Here is a 23,284-nt window from a genome sequence, read left to right as displayed (position 1 = left end):
TCTTTTCATCCAAAATCAAACGACTAACGATCGAGGACAAATGACTACCTATTATTACATCCTAGCCAGCCAAAAATTTTTAATAGAAGAAGAACCCTTAGAAGAAGTTTTCAGGGAACGCACGCGACATTATCAAGAAAAGAAACAAGAAATTGACTTTTGGTTAGTCAAGCAACCTGCATTTTTAGAGGCACCGGAATTCGCCGAAATCAAAGCGAAGTGTCCTCAACCAGCAGCAGCGATTATTTCTACCAATCAACAGTTTATTACTTGGTTGAAATTACGCCTAGAATATGTAGTCGTGGGTGAGTTTCAAGCCCCCTCCCAAACAATTACCGATCCATTAGCTTCGCTGGAAACCGTTTCTTGATAAGCAATTGCTAACTCCCACATGGCTAGAATGGAAGGGCAGGGGGCTCGAGCTAGATCGATCCTGGTGACAGCTTCGCTAGTTTTCCCCTAGTACCTATTATCCGAACCGCGATCGCTTCTTACTAGCCAATCATCAAACCTCCTGCTTTCAATCACAAAATTTAATTCTCATGCAGGGAGGAGCTTCGCTCCAAGGTAAAGGGAAAAAGGTAAGGGGGGAAGGGAAAAGACGCATACTCCTTTTCCCTGTAACCTTTCCCCTTTTCCCCCAGGGCGAAATCCCTTACCCGAATAAAAGCAAGAAGTCTATCGAAGATGACCAATTGCATCACCTTGTTTCTGTGCGGGGATGTTATGACAGGAAGAGGGATCGACCAAATATTACCTCATCCAAGTAATCCACTCCTGCACGAGCCATATGTCAAAAGTGCCGAAGAATACGTCGAACTGGCTCAGGAGGCGAACGGGGCCATACAATACCCTGTCAACTTTTCTGACATTTGGGGAGACGCTATTGATGAATGGGAACGTCTCGCACCAGATTTGAGGATCGTTAATTTGGAGACAAGCATCACCACCAGTGAAGATTATTGGGAAGGTAAGGACATTCACTATCGGATGAATCCAGCCAATATTCCCTGTTTGGTGGCAGCAAAAATCGATTGTTGTTCTCTGGCAAACAATCACGTTCTCGATTGGGGCTATTCGGGTTTGGCAGAGACATTGCAAAGCTTGAAGGAAGCTAAGATCGAAAGTGCAGGAGCCGGACGGAATCTGCAAGCGGCAGAAGCTCCAGCCATGATGGAGATTAAAGGCAAAGGGAGAGTTATTGTTTTTTCATTCGGATTAGCAACAAGCGGAATTCCTTTCAGTTGGAGGGCTTCAGAAGAGCGACCTGGGGTCAATCTGTTAAAAGACTTGTCAGAGGCAACTGTCTGCCAAATTAGCGAACAAATCCGAAAAATTAAGCGATCGCGAGATATTGTCGTTGCCTCGATTCATTGGGGAGGGAATTGGGGTTACGAGATCGATCGCGGCCAAAGGGAATTTGCCCATCGACTCATCGAAAGAGCTGGAGTCGATCTCGTTCACGGTCATTCTTCTCACCATATCAAAGGGATCGAAGTTTATCAAGACAAGCTGATTCTCTATGGCTGCGGAGACTTTCTCAATGACTATGAAGGAGTGAGTGGCTATGAAGCGTTTAGAGACGATTTGGGCTTAATGTACTTTGCTCGGATAGAGCCATTAACTGGGAAGCTCGTTTCTTTGCAAATGACCCCAACGCAAATTAAGCGCTTAAGAGTGAATCGAGCTTTACCCCAAGATGCCTTTTGGTTAAGAGATGTTTTGCATCGGGAAGGAAAACGGTTAGGAACCCAAGTGGAATTGAACCCGGATCGGACTTTAAGCCTAAAATGGCGTTAATTTCTCATCTCAAAACGACTTTATCGCTTTTGCTAAGATTGAATTGGCGATCGTTTTCAGGCAGATTGTGAAAATTAAGTAGGTAGCTAGAATTAAATCCATGTAGTGCGAGCTTCTAGCTCGTGCAAGTGAGACACTCGCACTTCAATTATTTGAAAATTAATTCTGCTCATCTACTCATCAAACTTGTCGCTTCCTTAGCTTCAAAGGGATAATGATTGAAGTTGAAGGCATCTTAGGATACTGAGGTTAAAGATGGCAATTTTACGTTTGGAAAGCGGAACGACCTACACCCAATTGGAAGACATTTCCCGCGAACTTGCTCCCCTCAACGTTCAGCTCAATTATTGGTCTGTCGGCGATAATCCTGAACTTCGTAAGTTGCTAGCACAAGAAAAATTAAATGAAGACGAAAAAAAACAAGTTTTACAAGCATTAGACGGCTATTTTGAACGGTTAAAGCAAAATGCAGGCTATCAATCTCGCGATTTAATCGTTCTCCATCCCAATATTCCCAATTTAGATGCTTTGCTGGCTAAATTTGAAAGCTGCCATACCCATGCAGATGATGAAGTGCGTTATATCATCGATGGCGAGGGAGTTTTTGGATTCGTTCGTCCCGACGGATCTCAGGTAGAACTAACCATTCAACCCGAAGAATATATCAATGTCCCCGCCGGAACGGAACATTGGTTCCATCTTAGCGATCGCAAACGCATTAAAGCAGTCCGTTACTTTGTCACTACAGAAGGTTGGGTTCCTAAATACACGGGAACCTCAATTCGTTTCCCAGCTTTAGCAATGGGTTAGTTATTCAGTTATAAGTAGGGGCAGGTTTAATGGTCAAGGCAACCAATTTCATTTTGTCGAGATAAATCCAAACCCGCCCGTACAGCAGCAGTGATTGGTCAACCAATAACCAATAACCAATGTCTATTGAAGTCGATTACCGCTTTCCCCCTGGAATAGACGCACAGCGTCAGGCAAAAGTCATCGCTGTCGGGCAAACGGCGGGAACTTGGGACGAGCGCTTTGCCCATCGCGAAGACTCTCTCAAACGTCACTTGGCTGAAGTTGTCAGCGTCGAAACCGACGAGCAAGGCTATAGCATCGCTAGAGTGCGCTTTCCCGATCTAAACGTCGAAAATGACATCTCTAGTCTTTTAACGATGATTTTCGGCAAATATTCCCTGGCTGGAGCGGCAAAAGTAGTCGGGGTGCATCTCCCCCAGACCTATGGCAGGATGCCCAAAGTGGGGATTACGGGAATTAGAGAAAGATTGGGAGTCCGCGATCGCCCCTTAATCATGGCAATTTATAAGCCAGCTTTGGGACTGTCTGCCGAAGACCATGCCGCCATTTTAGAACAGGTGGCAGATGCGGGATTAGATATCATCAAAGATGATGAAATTATGGGCGATTTAGCCGTTGCACCGACGCTAAAGCGGCTAGAAGCCTGCCGCCGCGTCTTGGATGAAGTGAAAGCGAAAACGGGACGCACGGTATTGTATGCTGTCAATGTCACGGGAACGGCAGATAAATTAATCGAAAAAGCCCGCCTATTGGTCAGAGAAGGGGCAAATGCTTTACTACTCAACGTCCTCACCTACGGCTTTTCCGTCCTAGAAGCCTTAGCCGCCGATCCAGAAATTAATGTCCCCATTTTTGCTCATCCCGCCTTTGCTGGGGCGATGTGTGCCTCTGCCGACACGGGATTAGCCTATTCGGTGGTGTTGGGAACTTTGATGGCACATGGCGGGGCGGATGCAGTGCTATATCCTGCTCATTATGGCAGTTTGCCTTTCGACCCACAAGAGGAGCAAAAAATTAGAGATAGTTTGCGATCGCGCAATGTTTTTCCCGTTCCCTCGGCGGGCATTCATCCGGGGATCGTCCCCAAAGCAATCGCAGATTACGGGAAGGATGTCATTCTCAATGCCGGGACGGGGATTATGGATCATCCCGACGGTGCCGCCGCAGGCGTTCGCGCATTTTTTGAAGCCTTGGAAAGATTGCAAAACGGTCGATCTTTTGAATTAGAGACTTTGCCAGCAGGCGCGTTGCGGCGGGCAATAGAAAAATGGGGGAAACCCTAAAAAAAAGTCCGCTTAAGTGGACTTTGGCTATTAGCCAGGAACTTCAGTTCCTGGCTGGCTGGCTGGCTGGCGGACTGGATGATTTAATGAGTACCATTAGAATTTCCGTTGCTCTGACGCGGTTGGATCACGCCATAGCCACCGTGGTTGCGCAGGTAAATCACATTAATTTCATTGGTGTCGCGGTTGCGGAACATATAGAAATCGTGATCGACTAACTGAAGTTGTTCCAGGGCTTCTTCGATTGACATGGGAGGCATGGCAAAATATTTCATGCGTACCACTTCTGGCGGAAGTTCTGGGGTGCGATCGCCAATTAAGGTCTCGCTTACAGGTTTTTCTTCGACAATTTCTCCGGCTTTCACTGAAGCGACTTTTTTGTCTTGCAATCTTTCTTTGTATTTGCGTAGCTGACGCGCAATTTTATCAGAGACTAGATCGATACTGGCATATAGGTTTTCGCTTCCCTCCTGGGCACGAATCACTGCTCCGTTAGCATAAACTGTGACCTCGGCTTTGTGTTTATCAGGGATTCGAGCATTACGGGCTACGGACAAATGAACGTCTACCTTTGTCGTCATGCCTTGAAAGTGTTTAACGGCTTTTTCTAGCTTCTGCTCTACGTAATCATGAATGGCTTCAGTAACTGTAATGTTATTGCCCTGGATCAAAAGCTTCATACCGATTACTCCATCTTTTCTAGTTTTTATGAGTAAAAAAAGCCAGCACAAAGCTTGTTAGCTTTTTTTGTTCGATTGAGAAAATTTCATGCTTTCTTTTTGAGCCGATTAGATAGCAAAAATCTCCCCACCTTTGCAGAATCTTTATCCTATTTTTTCTCTAGCTGTCGATCCCAATGGTAGGATATTGCTCGATCTACCCAATTAGCTGGCTAGTTTGCTTAACTCCCATGTTTTTTGTTATTAATTGGTTTGGGAGAGTTTTTCTGAAGTAAATGTCTGGTAAAATCTTTGGGGTTTCTTTAGAAGATGCTTCCCTCCAACTGATTCTTTAATTTTAGACTAGCATTTTGTATTGCCTAAAACATCGCTTTTTGTCTTCTTTTTATTTTCCTTTGCATCTTGTGACATTTCTTAAAGTTAACGGATTAACGCCTGGTTCTCAACACAGACGCTGTTTTCTCGATAACCGAGGATTGGTTCCTTATAGTGAGGCTTTGGAAGATCAGCGATCGCTAGTGGCGCAAAGAATCAAAGATCCGAATCTCGAAGATATATTCTTATTATTAGAACATCCTCCCGTTTACACGTTGGGTACGGGTGCGAGTCTGGATTTTCTCAAATTCGACCCCGCACAAACTGGCTGGGAAGTGCATCGCATCGAACGGGGAGGCGAAGTCACCTATCACTGTCCGGGGCAGTTAGTCGGCTATCCTATCCTCAATCTGCGTCATTATCGCCAAGATCTGCACTGGTATCTACGACAGCTAGAAGAGGTAATTATTCAGGCGATCGCGACTTACGGACTCAAAGGCGATCGCGTTCCCGGTTTGACTGGCGTTTGGGTAGAAGGATATAAGGTTGCTGCCATCGGCATCAAAGCGAGTCGTTGGATTACCATGCACGGTTTTGCCTTGAACGTATGTCCCGATCTGACGGGATTCAAACATATCGTTCCTTGCGGCATTGCCGACAAACCCGTTGGTAGTTTAGTTCAGTTTCTTCCCGATATCAATCTCGAACGAGTCCGTCAAGATATCGCTACTGCTTTTGCTGAGGTATTTCAAGTAGAGTTGATAGAAATATCATAATTGGTTAGTGGTTAGTAATTAGTAAAAATTCCAACTAACTGTTAACTATTAACTTTAAGCCTGTCAAGATAAGAGCATTAATTAACTTGACTATTTTACTTATTCACTCTACAAAAAACGCATTTAAAAACCTTTAAGTATTTTTTCTTATTACAATAAATGTTTGTCTTGAACAATTTGCCAGAAAGAGTATTAAGAAAAAATTAAAGCGATCGATTTGAACAAAGTTAAAAACAATATTATGAGAGTCTAAAACCTAGAAGAATCTTGCCAAGTGATGGTAAAGCTGCTCGCTTATTCATTGCAGCTTGGGTGGTGAAGGAGAAGTAAAAAAGATTGCCGAACGAATCGAATTGAGTAGTTCCTGTCAGTTGCAACTTCATTTCTAAGACAAAAAAATAATATAGTGTAATGAGTTATACAATTCCCAACAGTTGTATTGAATGCGGTACTTGCAAACCTTTATGTCCGACGGGCGCTATTCAGATCGATGACGGGCAATATTGGATCGAGCCAGGTCTGTGCGATGGTTGCCAAGACCGCTATAGCGAACCTCAATGCGTCGTTCATTGTCCAATCGATTGTCCAACTCCCCTGCAAGCCAAAAAAGGGAGATACAAAGCTGCCGAAAGAATAGCCACTAGCCCCGATCTTTTTTCCAACGGCAAGAACAATCCCTTTGCTTCTTCGATGGTGATTTGGGAAGCTTGCAAATTATTGAGTGGCGCAAAGATTCTTCCCTGGAAAACTGATGCTAATGGGAAGCTATATTATCAGCGAGCGGTCAAACACGGTCGGGGCGCGATCGCATTTCGACTGAGCGATGACCGTGAAAGCGACCTTCCCCAGACGCTAGACGAAGCAGCAGCCCTACCGATTCTTGACGCGATCGACATTCGCTCTGCATGCTTACATTTAATTTACGCTGCCTATGCCACAACCTTAGAAAAGCCTTGGGAACAAGAATTTATTATTAGCGACCTGCAAATTGAAAAATATTTAGGCTTAGATAAACGCAAAGATTTAACTAAAGCCACCAAGCTAACTTTGATTAAAATCCTGGCACAGCAACCCTGTCAGCTCCTTACGACGATTGACTGGCCCCAACAAGGTAAAGTTAAAAGCTTTTCAGTTGAGGAAAGTCGTTTGTGGCATCTGATAGCAATTCATCATCATTTTCAGCAAGACGAGTCAGGACACAAACATTTGATGGGTATAACCTTTAGAATTCGCGCGGGACGCTGGGCAGAATATTTTTTAAACAAGCAAAGCTACAGAAAACGAACTGCTTTTTATCAGTACGGAACCCTGCCTCAGTTTTTATTAAGTACCGTGATGAGCATTTGGCAGCAACATCAAGGAGCCGTGCGGATGATGTTATGGTTGCTATTTAAAGTCAAAATGGGTCAGCAACAGTGTATTACCGTTCCTACCTTGATGCGCGTTGCCTATGGGAAAGAAAAAATGCTGGAAGCTTCTTTAAAGCGAGAACATCGAAAGCGACTTGTGCGAACTTTTGAAAGCGATTTAGAAGTGCTTAACTATTACAGACTCAAACCTATCTTCGATCCGGCAACCTATCAAAGCGAAATTCAACCGCTATGGGCAAAATTAGACGAGCTTCCCGAAGACGCAGAAGAAGCGCTAGAATTTTGGACTAACGACGGCAGTGGCGATCGCCGCTTAACCGATTCCGGACCTCGCGGAAAGTGGGATTTATTGATGAAAGCTCGTATTTTGGGGTTTGAGTTGCCATCAGAGTGGGCGGAGCAACTTGCCAAACTCGAAAAGAAAAAGCAGCAAAAGACCGCGCGAAAAACCCAACCCAAGATGAATTTTGAATTATCTGCCGAAGCAATTCAGACAGCCAGAAAACATCGAGGTATCAGTCAGAGAGATTTAGCCAAAAAGCTGGGAAAAAGCCAAAGTTGGATTCGAGACTTAGAGAACGGTCGTTTCTGTGCCAAGTTGGAAGATCAACTATTGCTTCGGAAAGTGTTGGGATTATCTTGATTGCAAAGAGCGATGGGATTGAGTTTTTGGTAATCCCATCACTATCTTCTACACTGAGTTTATGAGTTTTGCTCCTGTCTGGGGGTGCTATCCGTGTTAGTGTCCGAACTCTGTTTGCCTTCAGTGCAAGCTTGAGCGGCTAGAGGAGCCAATGACAGGGCAAAGACGAGCGCTCCAACTAACAATGGCATCAGTTTGATTTTCATAGTACCCTCTGAAAAACTGAATTAAGTTTGCTAGTTTTTAGTATGAGTGGCGAATATGACATGAAAGTGTCAGCTCGATTGGGATTTGGGATCGTAGCAGCATGAAGCTAGAGAAAAATAGTATCAAGAATTTTTCTGTATCTCTGTTGACAATCTCCAGAATTGTTCTGAATAACATTTAAGATAATTAGGTTTTCTCGATCGCATTACTTAGAAACGGCAAGAGATACTGAGATAAAGTAAAAGCATCGACTCCTAACTCAGTACGCTCTTGAGCAGCCAAAATTCCCGCCTGCGCGTGCCACCAAGCCGCCGTAGCGACGAGCGCTTCTAGTGACCCATCGGAAGTAGCCGATTGCGCTAATAAGCCCCCAATTAAACCTGTCAATACATCTCCGCTGCCTCCTCGCGCCAGGGCAGGCGTACTTGTGGGAACTAACCAAACGGAACCTTGAGGATGAGCGATCGCGGTTCTGGCTCCTTTTAATAAGATAATTGCACCGCTTTGCGCTGCCGCTTTTTGTACTGCTTGAATGCGATCGCGATCCGGGCGATCGATATCGGGAAATAACCGTTTAAATTCTCCCAAATGAGGAGTAAGAACGGTTGGAGCTTTTCGTAACGATAAACTTGCCATCGTACCCAATTGCACCAAATTATTTAATCCATCCGCGTCTAACACGAGCGGACATTCGGCTTTTAAAACCGCTTGGACGATCGATTGCGCTTGCTGAGTTAAACCGGGTCCGCAAGCGATGACTTGATATTTACTGAAATCTGAAGCAATCGGGGGCAACTGTGCGATCGCGCCCGTTTCCGTTTCGGGACAATCGATAATGAGAGCGTCGGGTAGGTGAGTTACCAACAAGGGTTTGAGCGATTCTGGCACGGCTATAGAGAGCATTCCTACCCCACTCGCCCTCGCTCCCAGTCCGGTGAGAATCGCGCCCCCAGCATAGCGACGAGAGCCGCAAATTACCAATAAATGTCCTTGCTTGTATTTATGCGTAACTGGCGGACGCGGTACGGGCAAATACTGCTTGGCACTGGATAGATTTATCTGTCGTATCGGTTCGCTTTGCGAGAGAATCGCCCATGCTTCCTTTGGCGGAACGCCAAAATCGATCCGTTCTGCCTTGCCAAGGTATTCCAGCGCTGCGTCTTGGAAAAATCCCCGTTTCCATAGCCCCAAACACAGGGTATGAGTGGCGCGAACGGCGGTGCCTAAAACTTCTCCCGTATCCGTGTGCAGCCCAGAGGGAATGTCGATACTGACGACGGGTTGCGACCATTGATTGAGTTGATGAATTGCCTGTGCGATTTCGCCAGAAAGCGATCGCTCCAGTCCAAAACCAAACAATCCATCAATAATTAACTCGCACTGTTGTAAGGACTGAAGATCGTTATAGGAGGGAATTCCCAAATTCTCCGCGTATTGAGCATGCTGTGCCGTTAAATCCTTTAGCTTGGGAAAAGGACGGTACAGGGACACTTGATAGCCTGCCAGATGTAATTCGCGGGCAACAACTAGGGCATCTCCCCCATTATGACCCGGACCGATTAAAATCCCCACCCGCGAGACTTGAGAAAGCGGATAGAGTTGTTGAATGCGAGAAGCCGCCAGTCCTGCCGCTTTTTCCATCAGCGCCGCTACGGGCATTCCTGCCGCAAATATACGCGCCTCGATTTGACGCATCTGTTCGGCGGTGACGACAACTTGTTCGAGTTGTTGTTGCGGATTCATTGTTCCGATTCTTCTGAATCTTCCGGTTTTTCTGGTTTTTCAGAATCTTCTGAATCTTCTAACCTTTCTGGTTCTTCAGTTTCCTCTGCTTCCTCAGATTTTTTGGGTTGTTTGGCTGAGGCACTATCCCAAATATTAACTAGCGAATCGAGTCCTCCGCTAGCTAAATAGCGTCCGTTGGGACTAAAGGCCAAGGCAGTTACCCAATCTCTGTGACCGTAGTATCTTCCTACCAAATCTCCGGTTAGGGTATCCCAAATGCGAATGCCGTCGTTGCTACCAGTCGCTAGGGTTCGTCCGTCGGGATTGAGAGCGATCGCGCGGACTCGACCGGTATGTCCGATCAGCGTATGGACTAGCGTTCCCGTTTCCAGATCCCAAATTTTTATGGTGCGATCATCGCTAGCTGTGATGAGGAGCTTGCCATCGGGAGTAAACCTCAGTGCGGTAATAGCTTCTTGGTGAGGGAAGAATTCAGAGATAAAAGTTCCTTCTCTCACGTCCCAAAGTTGAACTCTGCCATCTCCATCGCCGCTGGCGACGATATACCCGTTAGGGTTAAAAGCAATAGCATAGACTGGGTTGCCTATCCAGCTTAACCGATAAAGAGGACGGCGCGGCTTGAGAGTCCAGACGCGAATCCCATCTAAAGCGCCGCTAACCAAAATATTTCCGTCGGGACTAATGGCTACGGATAGAACTTGGGTGCTGTGCTCTAAGAAAAAGGTTCTATTTTCTCTGTATTCTTTTCCCCTTGCCAAATCCCAGAGGTTAATAATAGTATCCGGTCCGCTAGTCACCAATGTTTCCCCATTGGGAGTAATTGCCATCGTCTGCACGTTGGTTTGTTGAGCGCGAAACTCGGCGACTTCTTCGCCCGAACTAACCGACCAAAAGCGCAGGGAACCATCATTTTCGCTACCGCCGCTGATGAGAGTTCGTCCGTCTCTCGTAAATGAGAGAGAAGTGATGCCTGTCAGGTGACCTGAGAGGGTGTGGATTTTCAGCGCTTTTCTCCAGGGATTGGCTGGAAATACTCTCTCGGTTCCCGGCACGGGTTCGGAGGGAGCGGAAGGGTTTGGCTCTTGTGCGGTTAGTTCGTGCCCTCCTGGGAAAATTGCGAGGATTGTTAGGATTAGCGTCCAGTTAATTCGATTTTTCCGAGCTTCGCCCCTAAACTTCATATTTCTGATTGAATATTGGGACAGATTGTTTGGGCGATCTTCTCACGAGATGGCATATCTTGCCAACCCGATAGTATTCCTCGTAACTCAGATTGCAAAATTTCTAGGGCTTCTATTTGTTGTTGGATTAGCTCTAGCTTGTGCAACAGCATTTCTTTGGCGACTCCGCAGGGAAGTTCTCCAGCATCGCGAACTGAGAGAATTTTGCGGATGTCGTTGAGAGTGAGACCTAAAGACTGCGATCGCTTGATGAATGCAAGTCGATTGAACACCGATCTGTGAAAGAGGCGATAGCCGGATTTCGTTCTTTCTACCGAAGGAGTCAACAAGCCGAGTTTTTCGTAATAACGAATTGTTTTGACTGGCAAACCGCTTTCGGTTGCCACCTCGCCAATTTTTAGCCATCGATCGATCCTAGCAGTCGGATTCATCGCCGATGCCTTTCGCTAGTCAACATGGGTAATGGGGTTCGAGACGAACTAGGCGGCAAATAATGTCTGGGAGTATTTTCTGCCATCGCCGCTTGCGCTTTTTGCATTTGCCACCACCGCAGCAAGGCAGCTAAGAATACCATCATTAGCCCAAAAGATAGTAAGCTCCAGCGCGAGCCAAAACCGCCGATCGCCGCATCCACCGCTCCCACGATCAAAATGAAGCTAGAAATCGGTTCCTTGCGGTAAGCGACTTTTAAAAATCGAGGCAATAAAGCGTTCATCACTTGGCTCTAGATTCTTTAAGTATATTCGCGACTCTAACTTCAGCTTATCTTACCTGCCTCAAAAAGGCACCAAATGTAAAGTTCAATAATCATTAAGTATTTTCCCCTAGCCTTCTGCAAGACATAGGGGCAATACTTGTTATTGACTATTTCAAGCCCAACCAGGCAAGTAAGCCTTTTCCCGTAATGTACTCGATTAGAAGAGTCAGAACGAAGCCAATCATGGCTGCACGACCGTTTAACCGTTCTGCGTAGTCGTTGAATCCAAACTTGGGTTCCTCTAGTTTGGGTGTTTGAGTTGGTTGAGGTTCTGTCATCGTTTTCTGCATTTCCCGATCTCGGTAGTTACATTTCTTTACTTTCTATTGTAAGAGGATAAGCTTCAACCGTGAAAAGTTACCAATGTTGGGTAAGAAACCGACCAAATAACTAATAACTGATAACCGATCGCCGAATTTCAGGCAACTAAATATCGCTCGACGGCGTTAACCAATTGCTCGGACCAATATTGAGCCGATTGGGCGCAAGCCGACTCTACCATAACGCGGATTAAGGGTTCCGTACCCGATGCCCGAACCAAAACTCGTCCTCGATCGCCCATTTCGCTCTCGGCGCGAGCGATCGCCGCTTGTAGGGGGTCGCATTCTTGCCAGCGATCGCGGCATTCGCGGTCTTCGACGCGGATATTCCGTAAAATCTGAGGATAGGTTTGAAAGCTGCGATCGACTAATTCGGCTAAGGAAGTTCCCAATTGGCGCACTAAAGCGGCTAGATGCAGGGCGGTTTGTACGCCATCGCCAGAAACGCTGTGGTGATGGCAGATAATATGTCCCGACTGTTCGCCGCCCAGCATGGCTCCCGTTTGCCACATTTTTTCCTGAACGTAGCGATCGCCCACTGCCGTGCGAATCATTTGACCGCCAATCGCTTGCCAAGCTCGCTCGAAGCCGAGATTTGCCATAACCGTCGTGACGATCGAATTATCGGGCAATAAATTCTGATTTTTGAGCATCTGACCCCAAAAATAGAGAATATAATCGCCATCGATCGCTCGACCTTTGGCATCGACTGCCATCGCGCGATCGGCATCGCCATCGAAGGCAAATCCCATGTCGGCACCAGATTCTTTAACTGCCGCTTGCAGTAAATTGAGATGGGTGGAACCGCACTTAACGTTAATGCGATCGCCGTCGGGGCGATCGTGCAAGCCAATCACTTCTGCCCCTAAAGCGCGAAATACTGAGGGTGCAACTTCGACAGAGGCTCCCCAAGCCAGATCCAGAACGATTCGCATCCCCTGAAAATCGATGCCTGCTGGGAGCGACTCCTGCAAGAACTGACCGTAATTTTTTACCAATTCCTTGTACTGATGGGATTTCCCCCATGGGGTTGCAGTTTCGACGGTCGTTTCAGAAGCGAGATTGCCTCTCAATCCCGCTTCGATTCTCTGCGCTAGCGATTCCGATAGCTTAGTTCCCTCGCCGCTAAAAAACTTGATTCCGTTATCTTCTGGCGGATTGTGGCTGGCTGAAATCATAATCCCCCCGATCGCCTCGCTCATTCGCGTCAGGTAGGCAACGCAAGGCGTGGGGCACAATCCCAATTGCCATACTTCTAGTCCTGCCGCGGTCAATCCGGCTTCGAGTGCCATAGAAAGCATATTGCTGGAGTTTCTGGAATCTTGCCCGATAACGATCGGTCCAGCTTCGGAGGTGACTTCCCGCAGCACTTGACCTGCCCAAAAACCGAGTTGTAAGGCAAAAGGAGCGGTTAGTAACTCTCCCGCTTTCCCTCGGATGCCGTCAGTACCAAATAAGGGAGACTTAGGAAGTTCGAGAAGGCGATCGCAAGACTGAGCAAAGACAGGTAGTTTTGGTTGTAGCGGATTAAGACGGCTATTTCCGTTGCGGGATAGAGACGTTACCATAGTTCAAGCTTCCTCACACGACACGCTCACAATAGAAGGATATAAAACTTAAAATGCCAATAGATTGTAGATTAAGTTTCAATAACGCAATAATTGAGTTTTAAGATATTACTCTATCGCTAAAACAGTAAATTCTGCGATTAGCTAACCTCGACGGCAGCTAGTCGCTTGAAGATTCAGGCAAATGATTAAATTTATTTATATTTTAATTCTCTAAGAACCGACTTCGGCTAAAAGAGCCTCCATCTGTTCGAGAGTCAATCCTTGCTGGATGTAGCGAGGTTCGGCAGGATTGTAGGGACTGGCAAGGCGATCGATCCTGATAATTTTTGCGTCTTCTGAAAGGATCGGCACGTCGGGATCGAAAGCCGTCGGACGCATCAGAGAACTGGAAAATCCTTTGAAGATAACAATTTGGTCGGGTTCGCCCCCTATTTCAATCTCGACTAACAAAACTTCTTGAGGGCGCTTGATAGCGTACTGTTCTAAGCGTTGCCCAATAGATTTTTCCACTGGTTTTGTCCTGAATTCGCCTCTGATTTTTTTAAGCCGATTGCTTATTGATTGTGCGATGATGAGAAAATTACCAGTTAAATATGAGGATAACAAAAGATGGCTGAAATTCAATTTGCTAGAGGAGTTACGGAAGAAGCGATTCCAGAAGTTCGCTTAAGTCGCGATCGCAACGGACAAAATGGTATGGCTAAGTTTTATTTTGATTCTCCTAACATTTTCAGCAACGACAGTCGAGAAGAAATTACTGGAATGTATTTAATCGATGAAGAAGGAGAAATTGTTACGCGGGAAGTCAAAGGCAAGTTTATTAATGGCAAACCAGAAGCTGTAGAAGCAGTTGTGGTTATGAATTCTCCTCAAGAATGGGATCGCTTTATGCGCTTTATGGAGCGATATGCCCAGGAAAAGGGGTTACAGTTTACCAAAGCGTAATTCAAAGCGATTGCGATCGTCAAGCGGCGATCGTCGATCGCAAGAAAAATCTCTATGACTTCAGTTCCTCACCCCGACCGCGATCTAATTTCTGTCAATTGTGCGGTCATTACGGTTAGCGACACTCGCACTTTTGAGACCGATCGCAGCGGTCAACTCATCGAGCAATTGTTGCAACAAGCGGGTCATCGGGTTGATGCATACGCTATTATCAAGGACGAACCGACGCAAATCGAGACACAGTTAAGACAATTATGCGAGATTCCCGACGTTGACGCGATCGTTTTCAGCGGCGGGACGGGAATTGCACCTAGAGATACGACCTACGATGCCCTCTCAAAGTTATTAGAAAAGACGCTACCGGGATTTGGCGAGATCTTTCGCTATTTAAGCTATCAAGAAATTGGTTCGAGAGCGATCGCCTCAAGAGCAACTGCTGGCGTTTATCGTCAGAAACTCGTCTTTTCTCTCCCCGGTTCTTCTAGTGCTGTGAAACTCGCCCTAGAAAAACTTATTTTGCCGGAACTGGTGCATCTGGTTCGACTGTTGCGATCGTAAGAATGAGCGATCGAATAACTAGAAAAGAGATATTTGAAGAAAAATAAAAGCTAGCAGGTTTCCTCGCTTTCCTATTTAATTCTCTGTTTAATAAACACGATAAGTTGAGATAACTGTTTTTTCAAGCTATTAATTTCATCCTGCATCTGAGCGATTTTAGCATTAAGTGTCTGAATTTCAGCAGCCGTATCCGATGAGCTAGAAGCTGCCGTACCAACGTTATTAGTAGAAGCAAACTCTACGGATCTGGGATGCTTCTTCGCCTTTGCCATCGCTTCTCTGATAGCATCTACTAATTGTTTTTGATCGAAAGGTTTTTCAACAAAAGCAAAATAGTCGAAAGGTTCTGGAATTTTCTCCATCACCTCTTCTTTGCGACCCGACATAACGACTAAGGGAATAGTCTTTAGTTGATATTCTTTCTGAAGTTCTTGATAGACTTCCCAGCCGCTCATTTTGGGTAGGAGAAAATCTAACATAATCAAGTTAGGGTTTTCGGAGCGAATGAGATTATAACCTTCTAATCCATCTTTGGCTTCTATGACCTCAAAGGTGTTGGGAGGCAACATATCTCTGACACGCATTCTGATGACTTTACTGTCATCAATCACGAGAACTTTGTGAGTGGACACGATTAACTCTCCTTATACAAAGAGGTGATTGACTGCACTGACGAGTGAGCCGTTAGTCATCTGTCATTAGTTTAGTGCGTACAAAAGACTATAGACTAAATACTGCTCGCTCTACACATATTAATGTTCCCTACCAATCGCTTAAAACTAACAGTATAAATTTAAAGCTACACATTTCATCTGTCAAAATTTACATCCCTAGGGGGATGCTTCTCAAACTTGGATCCCTCGTACTGAAGTTTTCTTTTCATCGGAAGGGGAACGAAGAAGCGACTAATTATCCTCTCTTTGACCCGCACTAACCAAGCTGCGAGCTGAAATGTTGTAACATTTGAGATATCGTGACAGTTACCAGTATTTCTCAAGATAGATGCCGACAGAAATCGATCGCTCTCATCCAACTCCATCGGCTCATTCTCAGTGGCGCGAAGAAATAGCCGCACTTCCGCCTTGGTTGAAGCGTTCTCTTGGCAAAGCCAGCGAACTTTCGACCGTCCAGAGGATTATCAAGCAACGACAAATTCATACTATCTGCGAAGAAGGTCGCTGTCCCAATCGAGGCGAATGTTATTCCAAGAAAACGGCGACATTCTTATTGATGGGATCGACGTGTACCCGTGCCTGTGCATTTTGTCAAGTAGATAAGGGACACGCGCCGATGCAATTAGACCCCGACGAACCGCAAAAGGTAGCGGAATCCGTCCATTTGCTGGGGTTGAGCTATGTGGTGCTGACTTCGGTGGCGAGAGACGATTTGCCTGATGGTGGAGCAAGTTGGTTTGTTAAGACGATGACTGCCATTCGTCAAATGAATCGAGATACTCAAATCGAAGTCTTGACTCCCGATTTTTGGGGCGGTATAGGGAAAGAAAAAGCACAAAAAGAACGAGTGGCAACCGTAGTCGCAGCTAAACCTGCTTGTTACAACCACAATATCGAAACGGTACGGCGGCTGCAAGGTCCCGTACGGCGGGGAGCAAAGTACGAAAGATCTCTTGACGTATTGCGTTGGGTGAAAGAACTCGATCCGAGCATTCCTACCAAGTCCGGTTTGATGCTGGGACACGGCGAGACAGAAACAGAAGTTATCCAAACGATGGAAGATTTACGGGCGGTAAAGTGCGATCGCCTTACCCTCGGTCAATACATGCGTCCTTCCCTAGAACACTTACCCGTACAAAAATATTGGCGACCGGAAGAATTTGACCGACTCGGAGAAATTGCCTGCTCCCTCGGGTTTTCTCACGTACGTTCCGGTCCCTTGGTTCGCAGCTCCTATCATGCTGGAGAGGAGGATTAGTCGCAAGGTAAAAAGGAAATAAAAATTTTTCTTTTCTCCTTTTTACTTTTTCTTTCTAACAAGTTGCTTGTCTTAACTTTTGCTGTTCGCGATTGAATTGTTTTTGCTTTTCTGTTAACAATCCATAACTCTCAATGGGAAGGCGCATATCCCATTGAGTTTCTGCCAAGACAAATAGATTGGCTGCCATAATTAACCCCGTAACCAGAAACTGCCATCCCACAACATAGGATAAGCTGACAATCCCCAGCGAGTGAATGATGCCAGAGATGATGAAGGCGCGAGAACGCATTCCTATTCCCGTACAGAAATATCCTATGGCGCATAATCCCAACCAGAGATGAGATAGATGCATTAACACCTGACCCCACCCTAAAAAGATACCCAAATCGGTAATAGCAACACCTACCAGCATTAAAATCACCCAGACATATAACACCCAATGCAAGCGTTCTACTGCTACCCAAAAGTGAGTTAGTCCGATAGTAACTAGAGTTCCCCCAACTGTTAAAACCGACCAAACAATCGCTTGCGTTACCCAACTAATGGGAGTAAATTGAGCATTAATAAAGATTGCGGCTGATATTAAACCCCAGAGTCCAAAAACTTGATCGATACGGGTATAAATACTAGAAACTAGGGTTTTATTTTTAATTTTCAGCTGAACGTGCAAGAGTCCTTGGCGATCCTGATAATCTAATGCATATTGTTTGGGACGAAGAATGGGTTCGGTTGGATTGAAAAAGGTCATTTAGGCTAATAGCTCGATAGACAATTTTATATTTTCTTCACTATTGTTACAATTATACACATTTTGTTACTTAAGAAAAAGCGATCGCAGTTGCAAACATCAGTCTTAGGGAATAAAAATTTAAATTCTAAGATTCAATGACTCGATCGCGTTATCCAAGGTTGACAAAAGCAAGCAATCGAGAAGCGATGGCTACTTCCTAAACCCAACTATCGATAAAATGGTTAACAGCCCTTGGACTGGATTAGAGCGAACATGGCTTCTACAGAACTGAAAACCCCACCTAAAAACAAGACTGACGAACATCTCGACGAGATTCCCGATGAGGTAGAGATGTCGTTATTCGACCATCTCGAAGAATTACGCCAGCGAATTTTTTATGCTTTAATTGCTGTAGCGATCGGGGTAACTGGCTGTTTTATCTTCGTCAAGCCATTGGTTCAACTGTTGGAAGTTCCGGCGGGAGATGTCAAGTTTTTACAACTCGCCCCTGGAGAATTCTTTTTTGTCTCTCTCAAAGTTGCTGGATACAGCGGCATATTAGTTGCCAGTCCATTTATCCTCTACCAAATTATTCAGTTTGTTTTGCCAGGATTGACCCGGCGCGAACGCCGCCTTCTCGGACCCATTGTATTGGGATCGAGCGTCTTATTTTTTGTGGGACTTGCCTTTGCTTACTTAGCTCTTATCCCTGCTGCACTAAAGTTTTTTATTAGCTACGGTGCTGATGTCGTCGAACAATTATGGTCGATCGATCGCTATTTTGAATTTGTCTTGCTGTTAATGTTCAGCACTGGACTAGCCTTTCAAATTCCAGTAATCCAGTTAATATTGGGATATTTGGGCATTGTTTCTTCCAAGCAAATGCTGTCTGGCTGGCGTTATGTCGTTCTAGGGGCAGTCGTTTTAGGTGCGGTGCTAACTCCTTCTACTGACCCCCTGACTCAATCTCTTCTGGCGGGTGCAGTTCTGGGGCTGTATTTTGGCGGGGTTGGGATGGTTAAGTTAAGCGGACGCTGAGCGGAGAAATTTTAAGTTTCATCTAGAATCCATTCTGAAGCGCGATCGCCCAAATCAATAGGAATGCTCACTGGTTTACCGAGTCGGGGACGTTCGCGGGTTCTGTAGATATAAGTTTTGACCTGCTCGACTCCTCCCCAAGCTTCAAGGTAACTCGTTATAGCATTGAGATGTTCGAGATATTCTTGCTCTGACATGGGGAAAGATACCTGTTCGAGATATTTCCACATAACTTGGACAAAAATTCTGCCCTTAATCCGTCGTAGCCGAACATCGTAGGAATGCCCCCACTTAGCGAGCAAAAGTTGTTGAAGTTCTTGTCCCGTCATCGTGAATCGAAGCGAGCGATCGCGCTAAATTTTAAAATTTTCTTTAATCTTAAAGCTTTTGGGATGGGAGTTTTAGAAAACCTCGCGAGCGATCGCAGATTGTCCCCCTTCGTGAGAACTCTTCTTCATTTTCCTCTACTCCTCTTTCTAGAGGATCTCTGTTGCTTTTGAGATGGTAAGGATTGGGAGTTAACGTCTTGCGATTTTTTACTCGAAGAAGATTCGCTGACGATAGGGACGGTGAAGTGAAATTGACTGCCGTGGTTTTTTCCTTCTGATTCTGCCCAGATTTCTCCGCCCCAACCGTTGACGATTTGGCGGCAAATAGCTAATCCCAATCCCGTTCCCCCGACGCTGCGTCGCAAAGCACCTTCTTCTTGATAAAAGCGGTCAAATACAGTTTTTAAGCGATTGGGTTCGATGCCGCGACCCGTATCCGCGATGGTAACTTCTAGACTTTGAGGACTATGGCGACTGACTTCTACAGTTACTTGACCGTCAGGACTGGTGAACTTACATGCATTATCGAGTAATTTTGTCAAGACCTCTACCAACCATTCCCCATCGGCTTCTACTAACGGTAGGTTTTGGGGCACGAGATTACTAATCTTCGGGAGATCGTTCTTGGCGTTACGAGCGTGGAGATGGCTGAGGGCTAACTCGACGCATTCATTGAGAGATAGCGGTTCTGGATGCCACTTGACACGACCGCTTTCAAGCTGGGAGAGGGTAAGAAAGTCTTGGATGAGTTTGCGCATGCGTTCCGCATCTGCTAGAGCCGTATTGAGCATGACTTGGCGCAGTTCTGGAGACATATCCGGCTCGCTGGCAAGACTTTCTAGACACACTTGAATGGTCGATAGCGGTGTGCGCAGTTCGTGTCCGGTAATGGCGACTAGATTAGAACGAGTGCGATCGAGGGCTTCTAGCTGCTCGTTGAGATCTTGCAAGTTGGCATAGGCTTCGGCTTGAATGAGGGCAACGCCGACTTGAGTTGCGATCGCGTCTACCAGGGCAATATCTTCGCTCTTCCAAGCCGAGGGAGTCGGACCGCAGTGGTGTAACTCGACCATTCCCAGCAATCTACCTTGGTAGAGAATGGGAACCAACAACCAGGAAAAAATCGAGCAATTTTTCACAATTTTCTGTAAAGAAGCATCGGGAGCATTGGGGCTAGCTCGCTCGACGATACGAGGGTCGTGGAAAGCATCATCAATGCTAATCGATTCGCGCAATTCCAAAACTTCCTCAAATAGGGGATTGTTTTTGAGGGGCCAAGCTTGTCCCTTGATAGAGGTAATGCCTGCGTTCAAAAATTCGTGTTCTATCTTGGCAGTGGCATCGGATTCGTCGCAGCGATAGATAATGCATCTACATACTCCAAGTCCTTCCCCTAATTTTTGAACAGCCACTTGCAGAATCTGTTGCGGGTCTAGGGAACGCCGAATCGCTGCCGTGACCGAGTTAATCAGCCGTTCTTTATGTTCTTTGGAGGCGAGCGAGCGGTTGGCTTTGATTAACTTATACTGGCCGGCTTGTAAATAGGTGACCAATCTCTGAACGAATGGGTCGGCTTGAAAGCTCCATTCTGCATCTTGGCTCCTGACTCCTGAGTGTAAATAGAGATGTCGCGCTCGCTCGATTTTTTTTGCCAGTTCGGGTCGGTAGGCTAAAATGCGATCTAACAAAATCGCTGCGGCTTCTTGACTGACTTGGCGATCGAAAGTCCAAATGCCCTCAAAACGGCGGCTGTTGTCCATCGCAGAACCCCGATTTTCTCCATCTATGGTTGTCGTTCTCTCGCGACAGATCAAACAGCTAGAATACTGTTCTCCAATGACGACTAAATGCCATTCCCGAGCTAAGCTGTCGGTTGGTTCAAAGGCGATGGTTTCATAGAGTCCAGAACTGTTCTTAAAGTCGGTTTCTGGGGCGCAAAGAACGTATACTTGGTCGGTCTTCTGGGCAATGCGTCGATATCGATGGGCTTCTTGGCGATAAAAACGCTCTCGTTGAAAGCTTGCGATCGCTAAAGGTCGATCTTCTCCCACCAGTACCCGATCTTCCATCGCGTGAGAAAGCGCGGTTAGAGATGCTTTAAAGTACATCTGGGGTCGCCAATTAGGAAGGACTTGCAGCAGTTCTGCTAGTACAGACTTTTGGATGCTCATCAAGCGTTTTTGCTTTTGCGATTACGGCTACCAGAGAAACAAGCAGGCACTCTCTAGAGGCAGCTTAGGGAAGCGGAGCGATCGCCTGCTTTATTTTTTGTTTCCGATAAAGGTTATACAAGTAGACCTCTAGTATGAGTTTAACTCGTGAGCTACCCATCCCGTAAATCAATAGATCCTTAACCGAGCTTTCAAAGACGGTACAATATCCCAGTGTAGGGATCGGTTTGGCTCAAATTCCATGGCTTTTTCCAATCACCCAATGACGACGAAAGAAACGAGCTAGAGAAGCTTCTTCTAAAGATAAATAAATCGGTCGTCCGTGGGGACAAGTGCGCGGATTGCGGGTACTTTTCCAGCGATCTAACAATGTTTGCATCTCGGATAAACTCAGGGGCATGCCATTGCGAATGGCACTGCGACAGGCAGTAGCTACTTGTGCCGCTTGCAAGTCTCCTCCCAAACTCAATTCTAAAAGCGCATCCGCACAATCGTCGCGTTTGCTTAGCATTTCTGGGGCGTTGCGAACTGCCCATAGTTGCTCGCCAAAAGGTTCTACCTGTAATCCTAGTCGTTGGAGTTGTTCTACTTGTGCCGAGGTTAACTGACTCAGAACGATGGGGGTTTGTAAAGGCACCAGCTTCCAGTCGTCTTGCAGTTGTTCGTACAAAATCCGTTCGTGGGCAATATGCTGTTCGACTATCCATACCCCGCTGGAGTGTTCGGCAACGATATAAGTTTTATTAACCTGAGCGACGGCTCGCAATTCCATCAAACTAATTTGATGTTTGAGTTTTAGATTTGGGTTGCCATTTGGTTGGGGTTTGTTTTCAGTCCCTGGCGGCGGCTGCGTTGCTAAGATTTTGGATGGCGAATCAATTTGGTAGTTAGTTTTGGCTTCAGCCGCTTTAATCAGTTGACCGATCCGTTGATTATGAACTGTCGCAGGAAGATTGGCGGAACTTAGTTGCATTGCTCGTTTGATCGCGCTAATCACTCGTTCTTGCCAGAATTCCATCGAATGCAAGTAAATTTCTGCTTTTGCCGGGTGGCGATTCCAGTCGATTTGGCTGGGGCAAACTGTTAGGTGAGCGAAGCAGACGGGAAAGCGATCGCGCGGTAAGGTTCGACTAAAGGCGCTTAGGATAGTCTGTTCTAGTTCGGGCGATCGCACCATTCGTCCGTTGACTGCTACTTTAACCCAATCGGGCTTTCTACGATGACAGCGATCGGGCAATCCTAAGACTAATTCGATTTTGGATTGGGAGTTGCGAGGGGCTTCTACTTCTAAATTCAAGCTATGCAAATCGCCTATCTTAATTGGCTTGAGAATTTGTGGTAGAATCTGTTGGGCGCTCTTGCCGGGACTAATGTTAAACCAAGGTTTTTCGTCTTGTCGCACTTGCCAAGTAATGCTGGGGTTGCAAAGTGCTATTTGCTGAATCAATCCCTGTAAGGCTTTGAGTTGTTGCGCCAGGGGAGGCAATCCTTGACGGCGAACTGGCAAACTTCCAAATAGATTGGCAACCGTAACAATCGTACCGGGCGCGATCGCGATCGTTTCTATTTTGTCCGGTTCTCCTTGTCGATTGTAGACAACTTGCCATCCGGGCGCATCTGGATCTGAAGCCCAGCGACTAGCAATCTCTAAATCGGCGACTTGGGCTAAACTGTGTAGAGCTTCTCCTCGAAATCCTAAAGTCGTAATTTTCCGCAAATCGTCCGTACTGCGAATTTTGCTGGTTGTATGTGCCTTCGCACAGAGCCGTAAATCAAGCAAAGACATTCCTGTGCCATTATCGGCTACCTGTACGCGCCACAGGTTGGGATAGAGCGAAATAACGATTCTAGTTGCTCCTGCATCGAGGGAATTTTCTACCAATTCCCTGACGACGGCTGCAAAAGAATCGATTACTTCTCCAGCAGCAATCAGATTGATGACATCTGAAGGCAGTGTTTGAATGTCGAGCGACATTGTCTCGGTTGCAAAGAAGGTTAGCTCAGACTCATTCTAATCCTGAAGCACAATTTATTGCATACTAATTCGCGATCGCCGAGAAATTTTGTTTGCCTATTAAAACAGAGCAAAGCGAGCCTTATATGACTCAAACAATTC

At 46.0% G+C, this 23,284-nt stretch carries 24 protein-coding genes; 10 read left to right on the top strand and 14 right to left on the bottom strand.

Annotation, left to right across the window (positions count from 1 at the left end):
* Positions 1 to 40: 40 nt before the first annotated feature.
* From PLE7327_RS03005 to PLE7327_RS02990, 4 genes are all read left to right on the top strand, one after another.
* Positions 41 to 370 (top strand): MgPME-cyclase complex family protein, encoded by a 330-nt coding sequence (locus tag PLE7327_RS03005; protein ID WP_015142385.1) that lies wholly within the window; start codon positions 41 to 43, stop codon positions 368 to 370.
* A 317-nt stretch (positions 371 to 687) separates the two neighbouring features.
* Positions 688 to 1,800, top strand: a complete 1,113-nt coding sequence (locus PLE7327_RS03000) for a CapA family protein (protein WP_015142384.1) — start codon at positions 688 to 690, stop codon at positions 1,798 to 1,800.
* Between the two features lie 255 nt (positions 1,801 to 2,055).
* Positions 2,056 to 2,610 carry an acireductone dioxygenase gene (locus PLE7327_RS02995; protein ID WP_015142383.1) on the top strand — a complete coding sequence of 185 codons (555 nt, stop codon included), beginning with the start codon at positions 2,056 to 2,058 and terminating at the stop codon, positions 2,608 to 2,610.
* A 119-nt stretch (positions 2,611 to 2,729) separates the two neighbouring features.
* Positions 2,730 to 3,896 carry a RuBisCO large subunit C-terminal-like domain-containing protein gene (locus PLE7327_RS02990; protein ID WP_015142382.1) on the top strand — a complete coding sequence of 389 codons (1,167 nt, stop codon included), beginning with the start codon at positions 2,730 to 2,732 and terminating at the stop codon, positions 3,894 to 3,896.
* A gap of 83 nt (positions 3,897 to 3,979) precedes the next feature.
* Here the strand turns inward: PLE7327_RS02990 and hpf are convergent, their stop codons facing one another.
* The gene (gene hpf / locus PLE7327_RS02985) at positions 3,980 to 4,576 is read right to left on the bottom strand and encodes a ribosome hibernation-promoting factor, HPF/YfiA family (protein WP_015142381.1); all 597 of its coding nucleotides are present in this window, start codon (positions 4,574 to 4,576) and stop codon (positions 3,980 to 3,982) included.
* A 404-nt stretch (positions 4,577 to 4,980) separates the two neighbouring features.
* Between hpf and lipB the strand changes: the two genes are divergently transcribed.
* Together lipB and PLE7327_RS02975 are read left to right on the top strand one after the other, a co-directional pair.
* Positions 4,981 to 5,667: a lipoyl(octanoyl) transferase LipB gene (lipB, locus tag PLE7327_RS02980; protein WP_015142380.1), complete on the top strand. Its 687-nt coding sequence runs from the start codon at positions 4,981 to 4,983 to the stop codon at positions 5,665 to 5,667.
* A 411-nt stretch (positions 5,668 to 6,078) separates the two neighbouring features.
* Positions 6,079 to 7,680, top strand: coding sequence for a helix-turn-helix domain-containing protein (locus tag PLE7327_RS02975; RefSeq protein WP_015142379.1), 1,602 nt, complete (start codon positions 6,079 to 6,081; stop codon positions 7,678 to 7,680).
* Positions 7,681 to 7,739: 59 nt separating this feature from the next.
* Here the strand turns inward: PLE7327_RS02975 and PLE7327_RS24700 are convergent, their stop codons facing one another.
* The 8 genes from PLE7327_RS24700 to PLE7327_RS02940 form a co-directional block, all read right to left on the bottom strand.
* Positions 7,740 to 7,886: a hypothetical protein gene (locus PLE7327_RS24700; protein WP_015142378.1), complete on the bottom strand. Its 147-nt coding sequence runs from the start codon at positions 7,884 to 7,886 to the stop codon at positions 7,740 to 7,742.
* Between the two features lie 187 nt (positions 7,887 to 8,073).
* The gene (locus PLE7327_RS02970; RefSeq protein ID WP_015142377.1) at positions 8,074 to 9,630 is read right to left on the bottom strand and encodes a bifunctional ADP-dependent NAD(P)H-hydrate dehydratase/NAD(P)H-hydrate epimerase; all 1,557 of its coding nucleotides are present in this window, start codon (positions 9,628 to 9,630) and stop codon (positions 8,074 to 8,076) included.
* Positions 9,627 to 10,814 carry a WD40 repeat domain-containing protein gene (locus PLE7327_RS02965; protein ID WP_015142376.1) on the bottom strand — a complete coding sequence of 396 codons (1,188 nt, stop codon included), beginning with the start codon at positions 10,812 to 10,814 and terminating at the stop codon, positions 9,627 to 9,629. Before PLE7327_RS02965 ends, PLE7327_RS02970 begins: the two co-directional genes overlap by 4 nt.
* Positions 10,811 to 11,245, bottom strand: coding sequence for a heavy metal-responsive transcriptional regulator (locus tag PLE7327_RS02960; RefSeq protein ID WP_015142375.1), 435 nt, complete (start codon positions 11,243 to 11,245; stop codon positions 10,811 to 10,813). The genes PLE7327_RS02965 and PLE7327_RS02960 overlap by 4 nt, the downstream gene beginning before the upstream one ends.
* A complete protein-coding gene (locus PLE7327_RS02955; RefSeq protein WP_015142374.1) occupies positions 11,242 to 11,529 on the bottom strand; it encodes a hypothetical protein in 288 nt (95 codons plus the stop codon). The genes PLE7327_RS02960 and PLE7327_RS02955 overlap by 4 nt, the downstream gene beginning before the upstream one ends.
* 149 nt (positions 11,530 to 11,678) lie before the next feature.
* Positions 11,679 to 11,849, bottom strand: a complete 171-nt coding sequence (locus PLE7327_RS24695) for a hypothetical protein (protein ID WP_041392689.1) — start codon at positions 11,847 to 11,849, stop codon at positions 11,679 to 11,681.
* 140 nt (positions 11,850 to 11,989) lie between these two features.
* Positions 11,990 to 13,459, bottom strand: a complete 1,470-nt coding sequence (gene glmM, locus PLE7327_RS02945; RefSeq protein ID WP_015142372.1) for a phosphoglucosamine mutase — start codon at positions 13,457 to 13,459, stop codon at positions 11,990 to 11,992.
* A 213-nt stretch (positions 13,460 to 13,672) separates the two neighbouring features.
* The gene (locus PLE7327_RS02940; protein WP_015142371.1) at positions 13,673 to 13,972 is read right to left on the bottom strand and encodes a hypothetical protein; all 300 of its coding nucleotides are present in this window, start codon (positions 13,970 to 13,972) and stop codon (positions 13,673 to 13,675) included.
* Positions 13,973 to 14,071: 99 nt separating this feature from the next.
* Between PLE7327_RS02940 and psb28 the strand changes: the two genes are divergently transcribed.
* Positions 14,072 to 14,407 carry a photosystem II reaction center protein Psb28 gene (gene psb28, locus PLE7327_RS02935; RefSeq protein ID WP_015142370.1) on the top strand — a complete coding sequence of 112 codons (336 nt, stop codon included), beginning with the start codon at positions 14,072 to 14,074 and terminating at the stop codon, positions 14,405 to 14,407.
* A gap of 54 nt (positions 14,408 to 14,461) precedes the next feature.
* A complete protein-coding gene (locus PLE7327_RS02930; RefSeq protein WP_015142369.1) occupies positions 14,462 to 14,965 on the top strand; it encodes a molybdenum cofactor biosynthesis protein B in 504 nt (167 codons plus the stop codon).
* 71 nt (positions 14,966 to 15,036) lie between these two features.
* Here PLE7327_RS02930 and PLE7327_RS02925 read toward each other — a convergent pair whose 3' ends face one another.
* The gene (locus PLE7327_RS02925; protein WP_015142368.1) at positions 15,037 to 15,597 is read right to left on the bottom strand and encodes a response regulator; all 561 of its coding nucleotides are present in this window, start codon (positions 15,595 to 15,597) and stop codon (positions 15,037 to 15,039) included.
* Between the two features lie 370 nt (positions 15,598 to 15,967).
* On the opposite strand from PLE7327_RS02925, the gene lipA reads away from it, so the two are divergent.
* The gene (gene lipA / locus PLE7327_RS02920) at positions 15,968 to 16,897 is read left to right on the top strand and encodes a lipoyl synthase (RefSeq protein WP_015142367.1); all 930 of its coding nucleotides are present in this window, start codon (positions 15,968 to 15,970) and stop codon (positions 16,895 to 16,897) included.
* A 55-nt stretch (positions 16,898 to 16,952) separates the two neighbouring features.
* Here the strand turns inward: lipA and PLE7327_RS02915 are convergent, their stop codons facing one another.
* A complete protein-coding gene (locus PLE7327_RS02915; protein ID WP_015142366.1) occupies positions 16,953 to 17,648 on the bottom strand; it encodes a hypothetical protein in 696 nt (231 codons plus the stop codon).
* Positions 17,649 to 17,903: 255 nt separating this feature from the next.
* Between PLE7327_RS02915 and tatC the strand changes: the two genes are divergently transcribed.
* The gene (gene tatC, locus PLE7327_RS02910; protein WP_015142365.1) at positions 17,904 to 18,668 is read left to right on the top strand and encodes a twin-arginine translocase subunit TatC; all 765 of its coding nucleotides are present in this window, start codon (positions 17,904 to 17,906) and stop codon (positions 18,666 to 18,668) included.
* Between the two features lie 11 nt (positions 18,669 to 18,679).
* Here tatC and PLE7327_RS02905 read toward each other — a convergent pair whose 3' ends face one another.
* The 3 genes from PLE7327_RS02905 to mutL form a co-directional block, all read right to left on the bottom strand.
* Positions 18,680 to 18,997 (bottom strand): DUF3067 family protein, encoded by a 318-nt coding sequence (locus PLE7327_RS02905; protein ID WP_015142364.1) that lies wholly within the window; start codon positions 18,995 to 18,997, stop codon positions 18,680 to 18,682.
* 125 nt (positions 18,998 to 19,122) lie between these two features.
* On the bottom strand, positions 19,123 to 21,168 hold the full coding sequence (locus PLE7327_RS02900) for a DICT sensory domain-containing protein (protein ID WP_015142363.1): 2,046 nt from the start codon (positions 21,166 to 21,168) through the stop codon (positions 19,123 to 19,125).
* A gap of 232 nt (positions 21,169 to 21,400) precedes the next feature.
* Positions 21,401 to 23,143: a DNA mismatch repair endonuclease MutL gene (gene mutL, locus PLE7327_RS02895; protein WP_015142362.1), complete on the bottom strand. Its 1,743-nt coding sequence runs from the start codon at positions 23,141 to 23,143 to the stop codon at positions 21,401 to 21,403.
* Positions 23,144 to 23,284 lie beyond the last annotated feature (141 nt).

Origin of the sequence: Pleurocapsa sp. PCC 7327 (assembly GCF_000317025.1) — a bacterium.
Taxonomy (GTDB): Bacteria; Cyanobacteriota; Cyanobacteriia; order Cyanobacteriales; family Microcystaceae; genus Hydrococcus.
This window is presented reverse-complemented; position numbering and strand designations above follow the sequence as displayed.